The sequence below is a fragment of the Mesorhizobium sp. C416B genome (assembly GCF_030323165.1).
Classification (GTDB): Bacteria; Pseudomonadota; Alphaproteobacteria; order Rhizobiales; family Rhizobiaceae; genus Mesorhizobium.
Window position 1 is genome coordinate 448671 of sequence record NZ_CP100471.1, and the last position, 15237, is coordinate 463907.

Below are 15237 nucleotides of genomic sequence, written 5' to 3' on the forward strand. Positions count from 1 at the left end.
TCGGCGCAGAGTTGGAACAGCGGCATCGTAAGAAGCTCGACCAGCAAGGCGACGAAGACTGCCACAAGGAGAGCCGGTGTTTTCGAACGCCGGCAGACGGCGGACATGCGCGTTTCGCATTGGGGGCAGAAATCCCCGGGGAAAAGCGCTATATATAGACAAAAGGGACCGGACCAATGCGCATCGAGCGTCGTTTCACCAAGCCAGGCCAATCAGCTTACGCGGAGATCGAATTCCGCAAGGCGCTTTCGGAGATCAAGAATCCGGACGGCTCGGTGGTGTTCCGCTTGGACAATATCGATGTGCCGGCGCAGTTCTCGCAGGTTGCCGCCGACATCCTGGCGCAGAAGTATTTCCGCAAGGCCGGCGTGCCCGCGCGCCTGAAGAAGGTCGAGGAGAACGACGTCCCCTCCTTCCTGTGGCGCTCCGTCGCCGACGAGGCCGAGCTTGCCAAGCTGCCGGAAGCCGAGCGCTACGGTTCCGAAATCGACGCCCGCCAGGTCTTCGACCGGCTGGCCGGCACCTGGACCTATTGGGGCTACAAGGGCGGCTACTTCAAGTCGGAAGAAGACGCGAGCGCCTTCCGCGACGAACTCGCCTATATGCTCGCCACCCAGCGCGTTGCGCCGAACTCGCCGCAATGGTTCAACACCGGTCTGCACTGGGCCTACGGCATCGATGGTCCGAGCCAGGGCCACTATTATGTCGACCCGTTTACCGGCAAGCTGACCAAGTCGAAGTCCTCCTACGAGCATCCGCAGCCGCATGCCTGTTTCATCCAGGGCGTGCAGGACGATCTCGTCAACGAAGGCGGCATCATGGACCTGTGGGTGCGCGAAGCGCGCCTGTTCAAATACGGCTCGGGCACCGGCTCCAATTTCTCCATGCTGCGCGGCGAAGGCGAAAAGCTGTCGGGCGGCGGCCGTTCGTCCGGCCTGATGAGCTTCCTCAAGATCGGCGACCGCGCGGCGGGCGCAATCAAGTCGGGCGGCACCACGCGTCGTGCGGCCAAGATGGTCATTGTCGACGCCGACCATCCCGATATCGAGGAATTCATCGACTGGAAGGTCAATGAAGAGCAGAAGGTGGCGTCGCTGGTCACCGGCTCCAAGATCGTGAAAAAACATCTCGAAGCGATCATGAAGGCCTGCATCAATTGCGAAGGCCATGATGACGATTGCTTCGACCCGTCGATCAACACCGCGCTGAAGCGCGAGATCAAGGCGGCCAAGAAGTCGGCCGTGCCGGAGAACTACATCTACCGCGTCATCCAGTTCGCCAAGCAGGGCTACACCGCGATGTCGTTCAAGACCTACGACACCGACTGGGATTCCGACGCCTACCTCACCGTTTCCGGCCAGAACTCCAACAATTCGGTGTCGCTGAAGGACAACTTCCTGCGCGCCGTCGAGGACGACGCCGACTGGCATCTGACCGCCCGCAAGGACGGCAAGGTGCTGAAGACGCTGAAGGCACGCGACCTCTGGGAAAAGATCGGCTACGCCGCCTGGGCTTCGGCCGATCCGGGCCTGCATTTCAACACGACGATGAACGACTGGCACACCTGCGCTTCGGCCGGTGCGATCCGGGCCTCCAACCCGTGCTCGGAATACATGTTCCTCGACGACACGGCCTGCAACCTGGCCTCGATCAACCTGCTGCCTTACCGCAATGCCGACGGCACGATCGACATCGCCGCCTATGAGCACACGGTGCGGCTGTGGACCGTCGTCCTCGAAATCTCGGTGATGATGGCGCAGTTCCCGTCGAAGGAGATCGCCAAGCAGTCCTACGAATACCGCACGCTCGGCCTCGGCTATGCCAACATTGGCGGCCTGCTGATGACGTCCGGCATCCCCTATGATTCCGACGAGGGCCGCGCCATCTGCGCAGCGCTCACCGCCATCATGACCGGCACTGCCTATGCCACCTCGGCCGAGATGGCCGGCGAGCTCGGCGCCTTCGCCGATTACGACCGCAATGCGCAGAACATGCTGCGCGTCATGCGCAACCATCGCCGTGCCGCCTATGGCGAAAAGCAGGGCTACGAGAAGCTCGCCGTCAATCCGGTGCCGCTGGTCGCGTCCGACCTGAAGCAGCAGGAACTGGCCGCGCACGCCAAGGCTGCCTGGGACCGCGCCATCGAACTCGGCGAGGAGCATGGCTACCGCAACGCGCAGGCGACCGTGATTGCGCCGACCGGCACGATCGGTCTCGTCATGGATTGCGATACCACCGGCATCGAGCCCGACTTCGCGCTGGTGAAGTTCAAGAAGCTTGCCGGCGGCGGCTATTTCAAGATCATCAACCGCGCCGTGCCGGAAGCGCTGCGCACACTGGGTTACTCAGAAAGCCAGATCGCCGAGATCGAGGCCTATGCGGTCGGTCACGGCAACATGAACCAGGCGCCGGCGGTCAACCCCGGCTCGCTCAAGGCGAAGGGCTTCACCGACGACAAGATCGCGGCGCTCAATGCAGCACTGAAGTCGGCCTTCGACATCAAGTTCGTCTTCAACCAGTGGACGCTCGGCGCCGACTGGGTGAAGGAGACGTTCGGCTTCACCGATGAGCAGCTCAACGACTTCTCGTTCGAGATGCTGCCGGCGCTCGGCTTCTCCAGGAAGGACATCGAAGCCGCCAACATCCATGTCTGCGGTGCGATGACGCTGGAAGGCGCGCCCTTCCTCAAGGCCGAGCATCTCGCGGTGTTCGACTGCGCCAGCCCGTGCGGCAAGATCGGCAAGCGCTCGCTGTCCATCAACAGCCACATCCAGATGATGGCGGCGGCACAGCCTTTCATCTCCGGCGCCATCTCCAAGACCATCAACATGCCCAACGATGCGACGGTGGAAGACGCCAAGGGCGCCTACATGCTGTCGTGGAAGCTGGCGCTGAAGGCCAACGCGCTCTATCGCGACGGCTCGAAGCTGTCGCAGCCGCTCAATTCGTCGCTGCTCGCCGACAGCGAGGACGACGAGGACGATGCGGTCGAGCAGTTGATCGCGGCGCCCGCTTCACAGCGTGCCGTGCAGGTCACCGAGAAGATCGTCGAGCGCGTCATCGAACGCCTCTACCGCGATCGTGAAAAACTGCCGAATCGCCGCAAGGGCTACACCCAGAAGGCAGTCGTCGGCGGCCACAAGGTCTACCTGCGCACGGGCGAATTCGACGACGGCCGCATCGGCGAGATCTTCATCGACATGCACAAAGAAGGCGCCGCTTTCCGGGCGATGATGAACAACTTCGCCATCGCCATCTCGCTTGGCTTGCAATATGGCGTGCCGCTCGAGGAATTTGTCGAGGCCTTCACCTTCACCAAATTCGAGCCGGCCGGCATGGTGCAGGGCAACGACGCGATCAAGAATGCGACGTCGATCCTCGACTACGTGTTCCGCGAACTCGCCGTGTCCTACCTCGGCCGCCACGACCTCGCCCATGTCGACCAGTCGGATTTCGACAAGACGGCGCTCGGACGCGGCATCAACGAAGGCAAGGCGACGCCGTTCTCGAAGGGCCTTACCCGCGGCGCCTCGCCGGTCAAGTTGGTGTCTGGCCTAGGTGGCGAACCCAAGGGTTTTGCCGGATCACCTGCCGCGGCCCCTGCCCGGGTCACCCCAACTGCGTTCTCAGGCTCCAATGTGCTGGCGCTTAAACCAGCAAGCGACGAAGCCATCGCCTACAAGCGCGACTATGAGGAGCGAGCCAAGGAATTGGTCGAAGATATTGTTTCCGAGGAGGCAGCCGATCCCACCGGGTTGTTCACCGACGAAGCAGCGAAAGAAGCGGCCGAGGCAAAGGCGCTTGCCTCTACGCGGCGTCAGCAATCCTTGATGCAAGGCTACACCGGCAACGAATGCTCGGAATGCCACAACTTCACCATGGTGCGGAACGGCACCTGCGAGAAGTGCGATACTTGTGGATCGACGAGCGGATGCAGCTGAGGAAACTGAGCGCAAAAGCGTAACATCACCGGCCCGGTCGTAAGATCGGGCCGAAAATGGCAACCGGAACAAAAGAAGAAAACGATTTAAAAATTTAGACTGCATGCTCACGCCAGAAACACCAAAGCCGACCCAAATTGGGTCGGCTTTGATACCGCGAATAAGCCGGAGCCCACGCGGGGCGACGAGATCGAAATCCCATCTCCTCTAGCAAGGTGATCATATGGGGAGTCGGTTCTCGGAGTCGAGGTAGCTCAGGCAGTTCGAGAAGAAAGATATCCAAATGACCACCAACGAGCGTAAGACTTTCGACATTGGACGAAGCTCAAAGAGCGGCCAATTCATTCCTGTGAAGGAAGCAGAGCGCCGGCCGAACACAACCACGGTCGAGCGTGTGCCCAAGCCCGGCTTCGGCGACACAAAGAACGAGCCGCCGCGCAAAAAGTAGCGCCCAAGGTTGGGTTTGCCGGTCGCCCAGTTGCGGCCGGCAACAACCTTGCCCAAGCAAGCCAGCACTATATGTGGTTCTCTTTTATTAACCGACACCACTATGTTGATTTTTGTGGACTTTTTTCCCTGACGCCCTTAAAATTTGAGTGACTTGAAGTGGCCTCGGGATTCAACGAGCAGGGGCGGAATATGACAGGGGGATTTTTGGGACGCTGGATGTCAACCTATGACGCAATTGGAATTTATTCCTCTCAGAATAACTGAGTACAAGCCAAATCCCCGTCAGACTACGCAGCACCAAACTGGTGTGGCGCTCTGTGACGATGGGTTGAGGTATTTCGTTAAAGGGATGGGTGGTGAGGTCGACGTTTGCGCCACCGAGTGGATATGTACGTCGTTCGCAAGGTCTTTGAACCTGCCGGTTCCTCCTATGAAGGTGCTTCAGACTCCTGGTGGAGCACTTGTGTTCGCCTCACAGGCGATCACGCATTGCATGAGCGACTTGGAAGCCAGCATGCTGCTTCTTGATGGTCCCGGCAATCTCAACGTGCCAGGCATCCGCAATTTGCTTTCAGCCACCTATGCTTTTGATCAGTTGATCTACAACCCTGATCGGCACGATCATAATTTTCTGTTCCAGCGGGCGGGCTTGATTGACGGTCAAGAGATCGCCAATCTGCACATAATTGACTTCGGCAGCTCAACAATCTTGAATGACAATTCCATCGTTGGGCTTGCTCAAGGCATGCCCACGGTGCAGGTCGGTAAAAAGATACGGAAAGTACACGGCTTCTCTGTGGAATTTGCCAGATCGTTCCTGGACCGGTTTCATAAAGGTCGTGCGCTTATCTGCGACAATGCAATGATAGGGCTACCAACGGAATGGTTGTCAAAAAATGCACGAACTTCGCTGATAACTAGAATCTTGAGTCCGGAATTTGGACGCCAAATCGACGAAGTGGGCGAAGGAATCCGCAGTGGTGCATATCTTTAACTACGCTCTAATTCGCTTGGTGCCATTCGCGCACCGGGGCGACGTTTTGAACGTAGGCCTAGTCGTGTTCAAGTCGGATCGCCTTGACGTGAGATTGAACGCTTCTCCCCAGTTGTTGAACTACTTCAATGTCAGCTCGCGGGCGGTTGAGTGGATTGCGACGCACCTCAGGGAGTCCGACGATTCATCAATCGAACTGGACGCACGAGTTGCTCGGCTCTCGAAGGCTACGGGCTACACCCTTTCAGAGATTGGGTGGTTTACGATCGATTCAGATAGTCAATACGAACAAAGGATATCGGACATAATCTCCGAATACGTTGAGAAGCCAAAAGGGCAATCGATCAAGAAGAAGCCCGGCAGTAAACTATCTAAAGATCTTCGCAAGATATTCAAGGAATACGATCTCTTTAGCGGAGATATTCAAGATATTGATAGGCATCGCGTTGTGGCCAACCTGCCGGTTGGCCCATCTGGAAAGCTTCATATCGACTTTATGCTGAAGAACTCTAGATATCATGCGACCGAGACCATAGATTTCACCAACTCTGATCACGCAGGATCCGCTGAAATTAAGAATGCCGCCTTAGCTAGCGTAACTTTTCAACATGCAAAAGACACGCTTTCCAACGTAGGGATTAATTGTTACTTGGTTTTTTCTGCCACCGCCTTGGTAGAAAGAGCAGTCGGCCCTGCGCTCAAAATAGCCCAAAGGGAAGCAATCGAATCTTTCAATATGGAAAGTCGCGAGGATAAGGCCCGGTATCTCGATATAATTTTGAACGCCGCAGGTCATAAATCACTTTGGCAGAGTTAGTTAGTCGGATGGCGATCGGCCATCTGCTCAATCTATTTTGGCTCTTGGCTAGCCGGCAACACCCGCAACGTCTGCTCATCAAACAGCGGCTCGTCCTGCCCCGCCCGAACGAACAGCACCCTCCGCCCCTCACCCGCCGGCGCCTCGAAATACTGAATACCATCCGGCATTTCGCCCCAGTCGCCGCAGGGCGGTTCGGGGACCTCATCATTGGCGAGCGCTTTCAGTTCTTTTGCATAGTCGGCATCGGGGCTGAATGTGTAGCGTTTGACGCCGGTGGGCACGGTGCCCTCGGTGTAGGGCGTCAGCACGCAGCGGGCGCTGACTGATTTGTCGGTCTTTTCCAGCAACAGTCGCAGCACTGCGGCCTCTGCGGTTTCGCCGGATTGAATGTCGAACACCTCGACCAGCGGATCGGGCGTGCCGCCATCGCTGTATTTGATGGCGAGCGCATTGCCGGCGAACTCGAAATGGATCTGGCGGAAGCCGAAATCGCAGCGCTGCGCCCAAGCGGCCAGCCCAACCGTCTTGTCGGCCAGTTTTTCCCAGACGCATTTGTCGATCGGCGGGCGGGACGGCGACGGCTCGTCCGCATATGCAGCGGCTGATATCGCCGCGGCGGCAAACAGCAGGCAAATCCAGACAATCGGTCTCATGGCGCTATTCATCGCTGCATCCTGTCAATGTGAAGGCGTCCCACGCCGAGCCGTCCGGATTGGCATTGGCGAAATCGGCAAATTCGGTGAAGCCCGCGCCGAAATCGGGCAGCAACAGCCCTTTCGGCGCCGGTGTCGCTTCGCGCGAATTCAGCTGCTCGGCGCCGCCTCCGGTCAAGGCATAGACCTGGCTCATCCATATCCGGCACATCCCGCTGCCGTCCTCCAGCCCCGCTTCGCGGTCGTCGTCGGTGCAGGCATGGCGGATGGTGCCGAGCGGAAACGAATTTTTGCCATTGGTCCAGGCGATGTCGGCCGGCAAGCGCGTGTCGGTGTTGGGCACGGTCACCGAAAACGCTTCGGCCGTCAGTGCCGCCGGTTCATTGTCGAGCGGCCGGAATTGCATCACCGCGCCCGAACGCGGCTCGCGGTAGGTGGCATGGCTGAGCAGACATTCCTTTGCGCTCGCTGCCTGCACAGCGTCGAGCAGAGCCAGGCAAACGACGGCCAGCCTGCGGACGATCATTGGATGTCTCGTCATGAAAGTGGCGCCTCAGATAAAACCGACCAGCCACGCCGCGCCGCCCAGAAACGCGGCCGAACAGACCCACAGCAGCCAGAGCCCACGCACCCGGCATTCCAGCACTGCCGAGGCCGGGTTGGCCGGGTCAGAATGCACGTCGACCTTGCTGCCCTCGGCATAGCTGCGCCCTTGGCCGCTGACGAGGCCGGGCATTGAAGCGGTGACCGTGGCGCCGAAGGTTACGCGATCGGAGGTGTAGCGCTGGCCGGCGACGCCGTAGCTGTAAACGATGCGGGATTTGAAGACGGTGCTCCAGCGTCGATGGCCGCTGTAGTTTCGTAGCGCCTGCAGACCGGAGGAATCGATGCGGCCGGGCGCGACCCGCCATTTTGCCGCCTGCTCGGCAAGCGACTTCTGGACGAAGGCCATGCGCAGGATCATCAGGCCCATGAACAGCAGCAGCGCTCCGGCGCCGAGGTTCTGCGGCTTGGGCAGGTGCGGCCGGATCGCCTCCAGCACGCCACCGAGCGAAAACACCAGCACCACCGTGCCGATCACCAGCCCGGCCGAGAGCTTGACCATGAACTTGAAGGCGCCGTCCGGCAGGGTGCGTTCGATCACGGCCTTGCCCGGATCGGCCGGATTGTAGAAGACGGTCACTTCAGCGCCGGTGGGAAACTGCGCCAGGGTTTCGGTGACTTCGAAATTCCCCAGATTCTCCTTCACGCTGTAGCGCGAGCTTTGAAATTTCTTTTTACCGACCTTGTATTCGAAGGTGATCGCCGGAAAATTGCGCATCTCGGTGGTGTCGCTGCTGTCCGAGCCGACGCCCGACCTTCTGACTTCACGCGCCTCGACGCGCGACGAGATGATCTTGCCCGGCGCCGGCAGCCAGTGGCTCATCGCCTGCACCTCGCGCCATTTGACGAAGGTGATGAACGACAGACCGCCCGCGATCGCGCAGGCAAATCCGACAATCAGAAATTTGAGCTCTACGTCCACCGCGTCCCCCAGGAGTGCCGGAAGCTGCAAATAGATAGCACGGCGAAGGCAATGTCTTGATTATTCGCAAAGGACGAACCGCCCTTCCTCGGGTATCGAAGCCCCGCCAACTTTGTTAAGAGTCGCCCAAACTGTTAGGAGCCATGAGACCAGGATGACAGCACTGCGCGTTCTCTCGGATGCCTTCATTCCGGAACTCCCGAACCACTACAAAGGCAAGGTCCGCGAGAATTACGATCTGCCGGATGGCCGCCGCATCATCATCGCCACCGACCGGCTGAGCGCCTTCGATGTGATCCTGACCGCTGTCCCGCTCAAGGGCGAACTGCTGACCCAGACGGCGCGCTACTGGTTCGAGGAAACGGCGGACATCTGCCCCAACCATGTGCTCGATTATCCCGACCCCAATGTCGTCGTCGGCACCAGGCTCGACATTCTGCCGGTGGAAATCGTTGTTCGCGACTACCTCGCCGGCACCACCAGCACTTCGGTGCTGACGAAATACAAGAACGGCGAACGCGATATGTACGGCATCCGCCTGCCGGACGGACTGCGCGACAATGAGAAGCTGCCGCAGGCCATCATCACGCCGACCAGCAAGGCGCTCGATGGCGGCCATGACGAGCCCTTGACGCGTGACGAGATCCTGACGCGCGGCCTGTTGTCGGAAGAGCAATGGGACACCGTCTCGCGCTATGCGCTGGCGCTGTTTGCGCGCGGCAAAGCGTTGGCCGCCAAGCGCGGCCTGATCCTGGTCGACACCAAATACGAGTTCGGCACGGACAAGGATGGCGCCATCATCCTTGCCGATGAAATCCATACGCCCGACTCAAGCCGCTACTGGCTTGCGGCAAGCTATGAAGAGCGTTTCAAGGCAGGCGAGCGGCCGCAAAGTTTCGACAAGGACTTTATTCGCGCCTGGGTGACCGCGCGCTGCGATCCCTACAAGGACCGTATTCCGAAAATCCCCGCCGAACTCATCGAGCAGACGTCGCGTGTCTATACGCAGGCCTTTGAGACCATCACCGGCAAGACCTTCACCGCTGATAGATCGGGAAAGACGGTGCTGGACCGCATTCGCGAGAACCTGCGCCCTTATTTCTGACGGCGGCTGGCGGCCGCCAGTCAACTTGCCGAGGTCGCGGACACGGACGGTTCTGGCGGAGCGCGCCACGTGCCGAGATATGATCCGCACAGGATGAGCGCGAAGGCCGCGACAATGCCGATATCGAGCGGCTCCGAAAGGACGAGCACGCCGGCTGCCACGGAGACGGCGGGCGCCACATAAGTGATGACGACCGCCCGTTCGGGGCCGATCTCCCGCACCAGCAGGAAATAGGTGGCGAAGGCAATCGACGTGCAAAACACGCCAAGACCGAGGATTGCGCCAACCACCGTTGTCGACGGCCTGGCCGCCGGCCAGGCCAACGCCGCCGGCACGGCGTAGATCAGCGCGGCCCCTGCCAGACAGACTGCCGTCAGCGAGGTAGCCGGCACATCGTTCAGCCAGCGCGACGCGATGATCGAACCCGAGGCATAGCAGGCTGCGGCCATGAGAATCTCGACGACCGCGAGAAGTCCGCCACCCAAGGTCGGCAGCGCCAGCACGAAGACACCGGCAAAACCGAGGAAAAGGCCAGTCCAGCGGCGTATCCCCAGCCGCTCATCCGAGCCCATCAGCTTTGAGAGCGCGACGGTTACGGCCGGCGTCATGGCAATCAGCAGTCCGGCGGTGGAACTGTCGATGCTGACTTCGCCATGGGTGATCAGCCCCCATGGCAGGATCATCTCGACCAGACAGAATGCGGCGACCGCCCGCCAATGTGTCTTCAGCCATCCGAAACTGCGCTGGACAAGGACGAAGGGCAGCAGCGCCAGGGCGCCGACGGCTGTTCGGGCAAAGACCAGGAAGGGCACCGACACCTCGGCAACCGCCAGCTTGATCAACAAATAGGGAATGCCCCACAGGAGGCTGAGCAGCACGAACAAAAACAGTCCGCGGCGCGTCATGACGGCATCACAGCCAGAAAGGTGGTCCACTCTTCGCGATCGCGGCCGACGTTGAATTCGTCTCCGACAAGGACCAGCCCGGCGTTTTCAAGGCGGGCCGCGAAGTCGTCCCTGCGCCAGTAGACCGTATGATATTCGCCGCTCTTCTCGCCATCGCCAATGCGCATCGAGACGAGGAAGGCGCCGCCCGGCCGCAGCGACCCGGCAATCTTGGCAAGCACCTGGTCGGCCTGCTCGCGCGGCACGTGGATCAGGACGCACAATGCGAGCACCGCGTCGTAGGGGCCGCCGAGATCGTCGGTGATGAGATCGAGAACCTCACCATGCTTGCCGCGTGCGGCCTGCAACTCGAGAAACCGCTTCGTTGCGTCTGTGCGCCGAACCTGGACACTGAGCCCTTCAACGAAGTCCGCATCGTATCCGGGTCCCGAACCGACTTCCAGAATCCGGCCACCTTTGCCGGCGATCTTCACCAGGCGCTTTAGCCAGTTCTGTTCTCTTTGGTTCGGAACGTGCCGCACCAGAGCGTCGTAGCGTTCGGCATAGTCCTCATAGGCGTTGATCGTTTGTCGGCTCTTCGCCAGATCCTCGGATAACACAGTCATCTTTCCCTCCCCTGGTCAAAGAGCTTGCTTAGCCAATGGTGCCGGGAGGCACGCGTCCGTCAAGCATACCGATATCCCTGAGGAAATGGTCCGACAGCGAGCGGCGGTCGAGCAGGCCGCGCTTGCGAGGCCTGAACGGCGCGGTGAAGAGGTCGAGCACCGGGCGGCGAAGCGTGTTGTAGAGAGCGATGGCGGTGGTCATTGCCGTATGCTCCAGTTTGATCCGATGAATGCAGCATGCCGTTTTCCGGGCTTGGTTTCCAATCGAACGTCGCGTAGTATGCATCAGCGGGATTGATGCGTCATGAGCTGGGAACTACCACCATTAGGAGCCATCAGAGTCTTTGAAGCCGCGGCCCGGCTGGGCAGTTTCACCAAGGCAGCCGAAGAACTCGGCATGACCCAATCAGCTGCCAGCTATCAGATAAAGGTGCTGGAAGAACGTGCCGGAACGCCGCTTTTCATAAGAAAAACAAGGCAGATCGCGCTGACCGAGGCCGGACAGCAGCTGGCGCCGCACGCAACAGGCGCGTTCTCGACCCTGGCCGACGCATGGGTCGCCACCAAGGGTGGAGCGACCGGCGTGCTGTCGGTGACGACCATGGAAACCTTCGCATCGAACTGGCTGGCCGTATGGCTTGGAACATTCCAGCTGATGCATCCCGATCTTGCCGTGAAGGTGAATACATCGCACGGGCTGGTCGATTTCACGCGCGGCGACATGGATGTCGGCATTCGCACCGGCAGTGGAAAATGGCCGGGCCTGACGGCTCACTATCTGTTCAAGGCGGACTATACGCCGATGCTCAGCCCGAGACTCGCCGAAAGCGTCGGCGGCATCCACCGCCCCGAGGATCTCTACCAACTGCCGCTATGCTGTGCCGACGATCCCTGGTGGGAAATCTGGTTCAAGGCTGCCGGCGTGCCGTTCGAGCCCGATCGCGTCATCGCTGGCCCGAAACTGGGTACGCAGGCCTATGATGCGATGGCGGCGCTGACCGACAAGGGCGCCGCGATCCTGACCAAAAACCTTTACAGCGCCCTGTTGGAAAAGGGCCAGTTGATACAGCCATTCGGCGTGCTTGGATCGGACGGCGACGGCTATTGGCTGGTGCATCTGGAGAGCCGCCGCAACGCGCCCAAAATCAAGGTGTTTCGCGACTGGGTGCTGGCGCAGACGGCAGAGATACGCGAACGCGAAAAGCGCGACAGCCCTCTAGGCACCGCGATAAAACTCGCCCCCGCCTCAACCCTCAGTCCTTGAAGGTCAACCCGTATCTTGCAACCTGTTCCTTCGGCATATCCGCAAGCGCCTGGCGCGTGGTGTAGCCGCCATAGATCACCTTGCCGTTCTTGATCATCCAGTCCTCGACGTCGGCCTCGGTCACCGTCATCCTGTCGCCCATCTTGTACTTGTTGCCATTGACCGGGACGTCGGCGAGCAGGCCGATATAGGAGCCGTCGCTGTAGCCGACCAGCTGCAGCCAGATATGCTCGGTGGCGCCGTTCTGGGTCAGCGGGAATTTTACCGTGTAGGTGCCGGGTGTGCCGGCGTCCATCAGTTCGTGGAAGCGCTTGAGGGTCGAGCGGCCGCTGTCCTTGGCGGCCTGCATCGCATTGTCCTCGGTGGAATAGGACACGACGTTCTGCTTCGACTCGGCCAGCGAAGTGCCACTTCCGCCCGGCATGTGGCCGAGCGAGCTGAAAAACCCGTAGCCGACAGCGGCGGCAAGAGCGACAGCCACAACTGGATTGCGCATGGACCCCTCCGAAACCCGATCACGGGCACGTTACCGGAAGGCTGTTGCGATACCGCTAAAGGACACAGTGAGCGGATCGTTAGCGAGACGCTGAAAATTCAACCCAAGGCGCAGCGGCAGGCAGCGCAGGCGCACCGGCACCGGCCTGACGTTCAGTCGGCGTCGGCGACGGTCGTCTGCCCGCCTGCCCATGCCCGCCAGGCGCGCTCGTCGCCATGGAAGACGTTGAGGTCGATGCGGCCGGTCACGCCGTGCGACAGGCCGGAGCCGGAGTACTGCCAGAACAGCCATTTGCGGCCGGGATAGACTTTTGAGGGATGCCGCGCCACGGCGCGCAGCCAGAACGGATAATCGAGAAACGCACCCTTGAGATTGTCGCGATAGAAATCCGGTGCGGTGTAGATGATGGGCCGCTGGCCGTAATGGCGCTCCAGCTTGTCCATGAACACCTTCATCTTTTCCAGCACGGTGGCCCGCGACGGCCGCCGCTTGCAGGAAGATTCGCCGTTCCACTCGACATCGATTACCGGTGGCAGCGCGCCTTCGACCCTCGGCACATTGCGGATGAACCAGTCGGCCTGCTCGCCCGCGGTGCGGCACCAGTAGAAGAAATGATAGGCGCCGCGCTTCAGCCCGGCGGCGTCGGCATTGCGCCAGTTCTTCATGAACATCGGGTCGAGATGGTCGCCGCCGTCGGTCGCCTTGATATAGGCGAAGTTGGCGCCCTGGGCACGCAGCTTGCCCCAGTTGACATTGCCCTGCCAGCGCGAGACGTCGACGCCGTGGACGGCAAGGTAGCGTGGCGAAGCCTTGCCGAAATTGATCGGCTTGGCGTCGCGGAAACCGTAGCGGGTGACCGGCGAGGCCAGCATGGCCGGCGCCGCGCGCGTCAACCGCTTCGGCGCAGACATCAGAGCGGCGGGCTCGAGCTGTGGTCTGGTGCTCCCCTGCGGCGTGCCCGCGACGATGGCCTCTTCTTCCTCGACCATGGAAAAGGGCGGCGCATTGTCGGCCACAGCGTTGTCGGCCACCATGTCGGACCGCATCGGCGCGAGGTCGGCGGTCCCCGCCGGAGCCGCGGTGACCGGCGCGCTCGGACGCACGACCGAACTGGTCGTCTCGTTCGACGGCTGCAAGCCATCGACGCCCGCTGTGGACGAACAGCCGGCAAGCCACAGCGATGCCAACATGAAACTGACGACGCCTGAAATCCGCATCTGGACCTGTACGCAAAACACAACAGACCGAAGGCAAACAGACGCCGCCGGACAAACCGGCCTCGATTACTAACGAGAAATTACCAACAAAGTTTGAATCAAGTTGTTAGGAATTGGCCGGGGTATGTTCGGCGGCCATAACCTACCTTCGTCATTCTAGGGCGAAGCAGTCGCGAAGCGACGTCGCGCAGACCCTGGAAATCCATGCCGTTACATCCATGGCATGAAGACGGTTCAAGATTGAGTTTGGGCGAAACGGGTCGAGCAAGGAAGCCATTCTCGACCGCGACATACTTCGGCCGACGTCACGGCGTGGATCCTCGGGTCAAGCCAGGTCAAGCCCGAGGATGACGAAGGATCATAGCCTTACCTTCCCAGCCATTGCTGCAAACAGGTCTTGGCCACCACATGCGCCGGCGGCACCGACGGTTCGTCGGCGGCCGGGCGGCGGGCACGTTCGAGCAGCAGGCGAACCTGTTCGGGGCGCACGCGGTCACGCTCCATCACGAGGAGGACCATCGGATCGCTCAAAAGCTCGTCCAGGGTGCTGATTCTGTCGCTCATCGGTCGTCTCCTCGATACCGGCCCGCAGACGACAGATAGGCAGGCAATCATGGCCCGCCAATGACGCTTTGCCGGCTATGTCGTGGTTTCGGGATTAATTTCCGGTAAGGCCGGCGTCAGTTCGGAGGCGGCGCGCCTTCATGGTGCGGCAGGCCGTCATCGAGCTGCAGCCAGGGCTGCTTCGAGGCGGTCCACATATGCATTTCCGGCTTGAACAGCGAGGGATCGTCGAGCGAGCCGGTGGTGATGCCGACGATGCCGGCGGAGTCGCGTCGGGAAAACAGCGTGGTGCCGCAAGCGGCGCAAAAGCCGCGCTTGAGGTCCGGAGAGGTGTTGACCGTCGCCACCTCTCCCTCGACCGTGACATCGTCGATGCGAAACAAAAGGCGGGCGTTGAAGGCCGCGCCTATGACCTTCTGGCAGCGCCGGCAGTGGCAGACGCGCTGGTTGAGCGGCGCCGCCTCGGTGCCGTAGCGCACTGCCCCGCAATGGCATCCGCCCTGGTATTTCGTCATCATTCGAACCCATCACACTGAAGGTCTCTTGATGATATCGACAGGTACCTTTCGGTCAATTGAAAAGCCCTGATGGCGCCATCGATTGCGCCGATAGGACTAATGGCTGCGCCAGGGCTTCGTGGTTTCGCAGGCACAAAAAAGCCGGCCGCCTCTTCGAGACGGCCGGCATGTATTTTCAGG

Annotated in this window: 16 protein-coding genes; 6 read left to right on the plus strand and 10 right to left on the minus strand. The window is 60.5% G+C overall.

Going from position 1 to position 15237, the window contains the following annotated elements; all coding sequences use genetic code 11:
- Positions 1 to 176 precede the first annotated feature (176 nt).
- From NLY43_RS02290 to NLY43_RS02305, 4 genes are all read left to right on the plus strand, one after another.
- Entirely contained in the window at positions 177 to 3941 is a 3765-nt protein-coding gene (locus tag NLY43_RS02290; protein ID WP_023711452.1) for a vitamin B12-dependent ribonucleotide reductase, read from the plus strand.
- A gap of 283 nt (positions 3942 to 4224) precedes the next feature.
- Positions 4225 to 4389 (plus strand): hypothetical protein, encoded by a 165-nt coding sequence (locus tag NLY43_RS02295; protein ID WP_023711453.1) that lies wholly within the window; start codon positions 4225 to 4227, stop codon positions 4387 to 4389.
- A gap of 228 nt (positions 4390 to 4617) precedes the next feature.
- Positions 4618 to 5385, plus strand: coding sequence for a HipA family kinase (locus NLY43_RS02300; RefSeq protein ID WP_023713539.1), 768 nt, complete (start codon positions 4618 to 4620; stop codon positions 5383 to 5385).
- Positions 5369 to 6202, plus strand: coding sequence for a DUF3037 domain-containing protein (locus NLY43_RS02305; RefSeq protein ID WP_023711455.1), 834 nt, complete (start codon positions 5369 to 5371; stop codon positions 6200 to 6202). The genes NLY43_RS02300 and NLY43_RS02305 overlap by 17 nt, the downstream gene beginning before the upstream one ends.
- A 32-nt stretch (positions 6203 to 6234) precedes the next feature.
- On the opposite strand, the gene NLY43_RS02310 is transcribed toward NLY43_RS02305, so the two are convergent.
- Genes NLY43_RS02310 through NLY43_RS02320 form a run of 3 tightly spaced genes read right to left on the minus strand, consistent with a single transcriptional unit; the run spans position 6235 to position 8383 of the window.
- Positions 6235 to 6858 (minus strand): hypothetical protein, encoded by a 624-nt coding sequence (locus tag NLY43_RS02310; RefSeq protein ID WP_245264038.1) that lies wholly within the window; start codon positions 6856 to 6858, stop codon positions 6235 to 6237.
- Between the two features lie 4 nt (positions 6859 to 6862).
- Positions 6863 to 7399 carry a hypothetical protein gene (locus tag NLY43_RS02315; RefSeq protein ID WP_245264039.1) on the minus strand — a complete coding sequence of 179 codons (537 nt, stop codon included), beginning with the start codon at positions 7397 to 7399 and terminating at the stop codon, positions 6863 to 6865.
- A 12-nt stretch (positions 7400 to 7411) separates the two neighbouring features.
- Positions 7412 to 8383 carry a DUF3592 domain-containing protein gene (locus NLY43_RS02320; protein ID WP_023711458.1) on the minus strand — a complete coding sequence of 324 codons (972 nt, stop codon included), beginning with the start codon at positions 8381 to 8383 and terminating at the stop codon, positions 7412 to 7414.
- A 163-nt stretch (positions 8384 to 8546) separates the two neighbouring features.
- Here NLY43_RS02320 and NLY43_RS02325 point away from each other — a divergent pair, with 163 nt between their 5' ends.
- On the plus strand, positions 8547 to 9488 hold the full coding sequence (locus tag NLY43_RS02325) for a phosphoribosylaminoimidazolesuccinocarboxamide synthase (protein WP_023711459.1): 942 nt from the start codon (positions 8547 to 8549) through the stop codon (positions 9486 to 9488).
- 20 nt (positions 9489 to 9508) lie between these two features.
- On the opposite strand, the gene NLY43_RS02330 is transcribed toward NLY43_RS02325, so the two are convergent.
- The 3 genes from NLY43_RS02330 to NLY43_RS02340 are packed head-to-tail and all read right to left on the minus strand — an operon-like array spanning position 9509 to position 11200.
- Entirely contained in the window at positions 9509 to 10393 is an 885-nt protein-coding gene (locus NLY43_RS02330) for a DMT family transporter (RefSeq protein WP_023711460.1), read from the minus strand.
- Positions 10390 to 10998 carry a class I SAM-dependent DNA methyltransferase gene (locus NLY43_RS02335; RefSeq protein ID WP_023711461.1) on the minus strand — a complete coding sequence of 203 codons (609 nt, stop codon included), beginning with the start codon at positions 10996 to 10998 and terminating at the stop codon, positions 10390 to 10392. Before NLY43_RS02335 ends, NLY43_RS02330 begins: the two co-directional genes overlap by 4 nt.
- 28 nt (positions 10999 to 11026) lie before the next feature.
- Positions 11027 to 11200: a hypothetical protein gene (locus NLY43_RS02340; protein WP_023711462.1), complete on the minus strand. Its 174-nt coding sequence runs from the start codon at positions 11198 to 11200 to the stop codon at positions 11027 to 11029.
- Between the two features lie 102 nt (positions 11201 to 11302).
- Between NLY43_RS02340 and NLY43_RS02345 the strand changes: the two genes are divergently transcribed.
- Positions 11303 to 12262 (plus strand): LysR family transcriptional regulator, encoded by a 960-nt coding sequence (locus tag NLY43_RS02345; RefSeq protein WP_023711463.1) that lies wholly within the window; start codon positions 11303 to 11305, stop codon positions 12260 to 12262.
- On the opposite strand, the gene NLY43_RS02350 is transcribed toward NLY43_RS02345, so the two are convergent.
- The 4 genes from NLY43_RS02350 to NLY43_RS02365 form a co-directional block, all read right to left on the minus strand.
- Positions 12252 to 12758 carry a DUF2314 domain-containing protein gene (locus tag NLY43_RS02350; RefSeq protein ID WP_023711464.1) on the minus strand — a complete coding sequence of 169 codons (507 nt, stop codon included), beginning with the start codon at positions 12756 to 12758 and terminating at the stop codon, positions 12252 to 12254. The two genes, NLY43_RS02345 and NLY43_RS02350, sit on opposite strands and share 11 nt — an antisense overlap.
- A gap of 152 nt (positions 12759 to 12910) precedes the next feature.
- Positions 12911 to 13975 (minus strand): glycoside hydrolase family 25 protein, encoded by a 1065-nt coding sequence (locus NLY43_RS02355; protein ID WP_023711465.1) that lies wholly within the window; start codon positions 13973 to 13975, stop codon positions 12911 to 12913.
- 366 nt (positions 13976 to 14341) lie between these two features.
- Positions 14342 to 14539, minus strand: a complete 198-nt coding sequence (locus NLY43_RS02360; RefSeq protein WP_023711466.1) for a hypothetical protein — start codon at positions 14537 to 14539, stop codon at positions 14342 to 14344.
- 116 nt (positions 14540 to 14655) lie between these two features.
- On the minus strand, positions 14656 to 15054 hold the full coding sequence (locus NLY43_RS02365) for a GFA family protein (RefSeq protein ID WP_023684918.1): 399 nt from the start codon (positions 15052 to 15054) through the stop codon (positions 14656 to 14658).
- Between the last annotated feature and the right edge of the window lie 183 nt (positions 15055 to 15237).

Coding starts and splice junctions, on each gene's coding strand:
- NLY43_RS02290 (WP_023711452.1), top strand. CDS start 177: ATGCGCATCGAGCGTCGTTTCACCAAGCCAGGCCAATCAGCTTACGCG.
- NLY43_RS02355 (WP_023711465.1), bottom strand. CDS start 13,975: ATGCGGATTTCAGGCGTCGTCAGTTTCATGTTGGCATCGCTGTGGCTT.
- NLY43_RS02350 (WP_023711464.1), bottom strand. CDS start 12,758: ATGCGCAATCCAGTTGTGGCTGTCGCTCTTGCCGCCGCTGTCGGCTAC.
- NLY43_RS02310 (WP_245264038.1), bottom strand. CDS start 6,858: ATGAGACCGATTGTCTGGATTTGCCTGCTGTTTGCCGCCGCGGCGATA.
- NLY43_RS02315 (WP_245264039.1), bottom strand. CDS start 7,399: ATGACGAGACATCCAATGATCGTCCGCAGGCTGGCCGTCGTTTGCCTG.
- NLY43_RS02330 (WP_023711460.1), bottom strand. CDS start 10,393: ATGACGCGCCGCGGACTGTTTTTGTTCGTGCTGCTCAGCCTCCTGTGG.
- NLY43_RS02345 (WP_023711463.1), top strand. CDS start 11,303: ATGAGCTGGGAACTACCACCATTAGGAGCCATCAGAGTCTTTGAAGCC.
- NLY43_RS02365 (WP_023684918.1), bottom strand. CDS start 15,054: ATGACGAAATACCAGGGCGGATGCCATTGCGGGGCAGTGCGCTACGGC.
- NLY43_RS02335 (WP_023711461.1), bottom strand. CDS start 10,998: ATGACTGTGTTATCCGAGGATCTGGCGAAGAGCCGACAAACGATCAAC.
- NLY43_RS02295 (WP_023711453.1), top strand. CDS start 4,225: ATGACCACCAACGAGCGTAAGACTTTCGACATTGGACGAAGCTCAAAG.
- NLY43_RS02300 (WP_023713539.1), top strand. CDS start 4,618: ATGACGCAATTGGAATTTATTCCTCTCAGAATAACTGAGTACAAGCCA.
- NLY43_RS02340 (WP_023711462.1), bottom strand. CDS start 11,200: ATGACCACCGCCATCGCTCTCTACAACACGCTTCGCCGCCCGGTGCTC.
- NLY43_RS02360 (WP_023711466.1), bottom strand. CDS start 14,539: ATGAGCGACAGAATCAGCACCCTGGACGAGCTTTTGAGCGATCCGATG.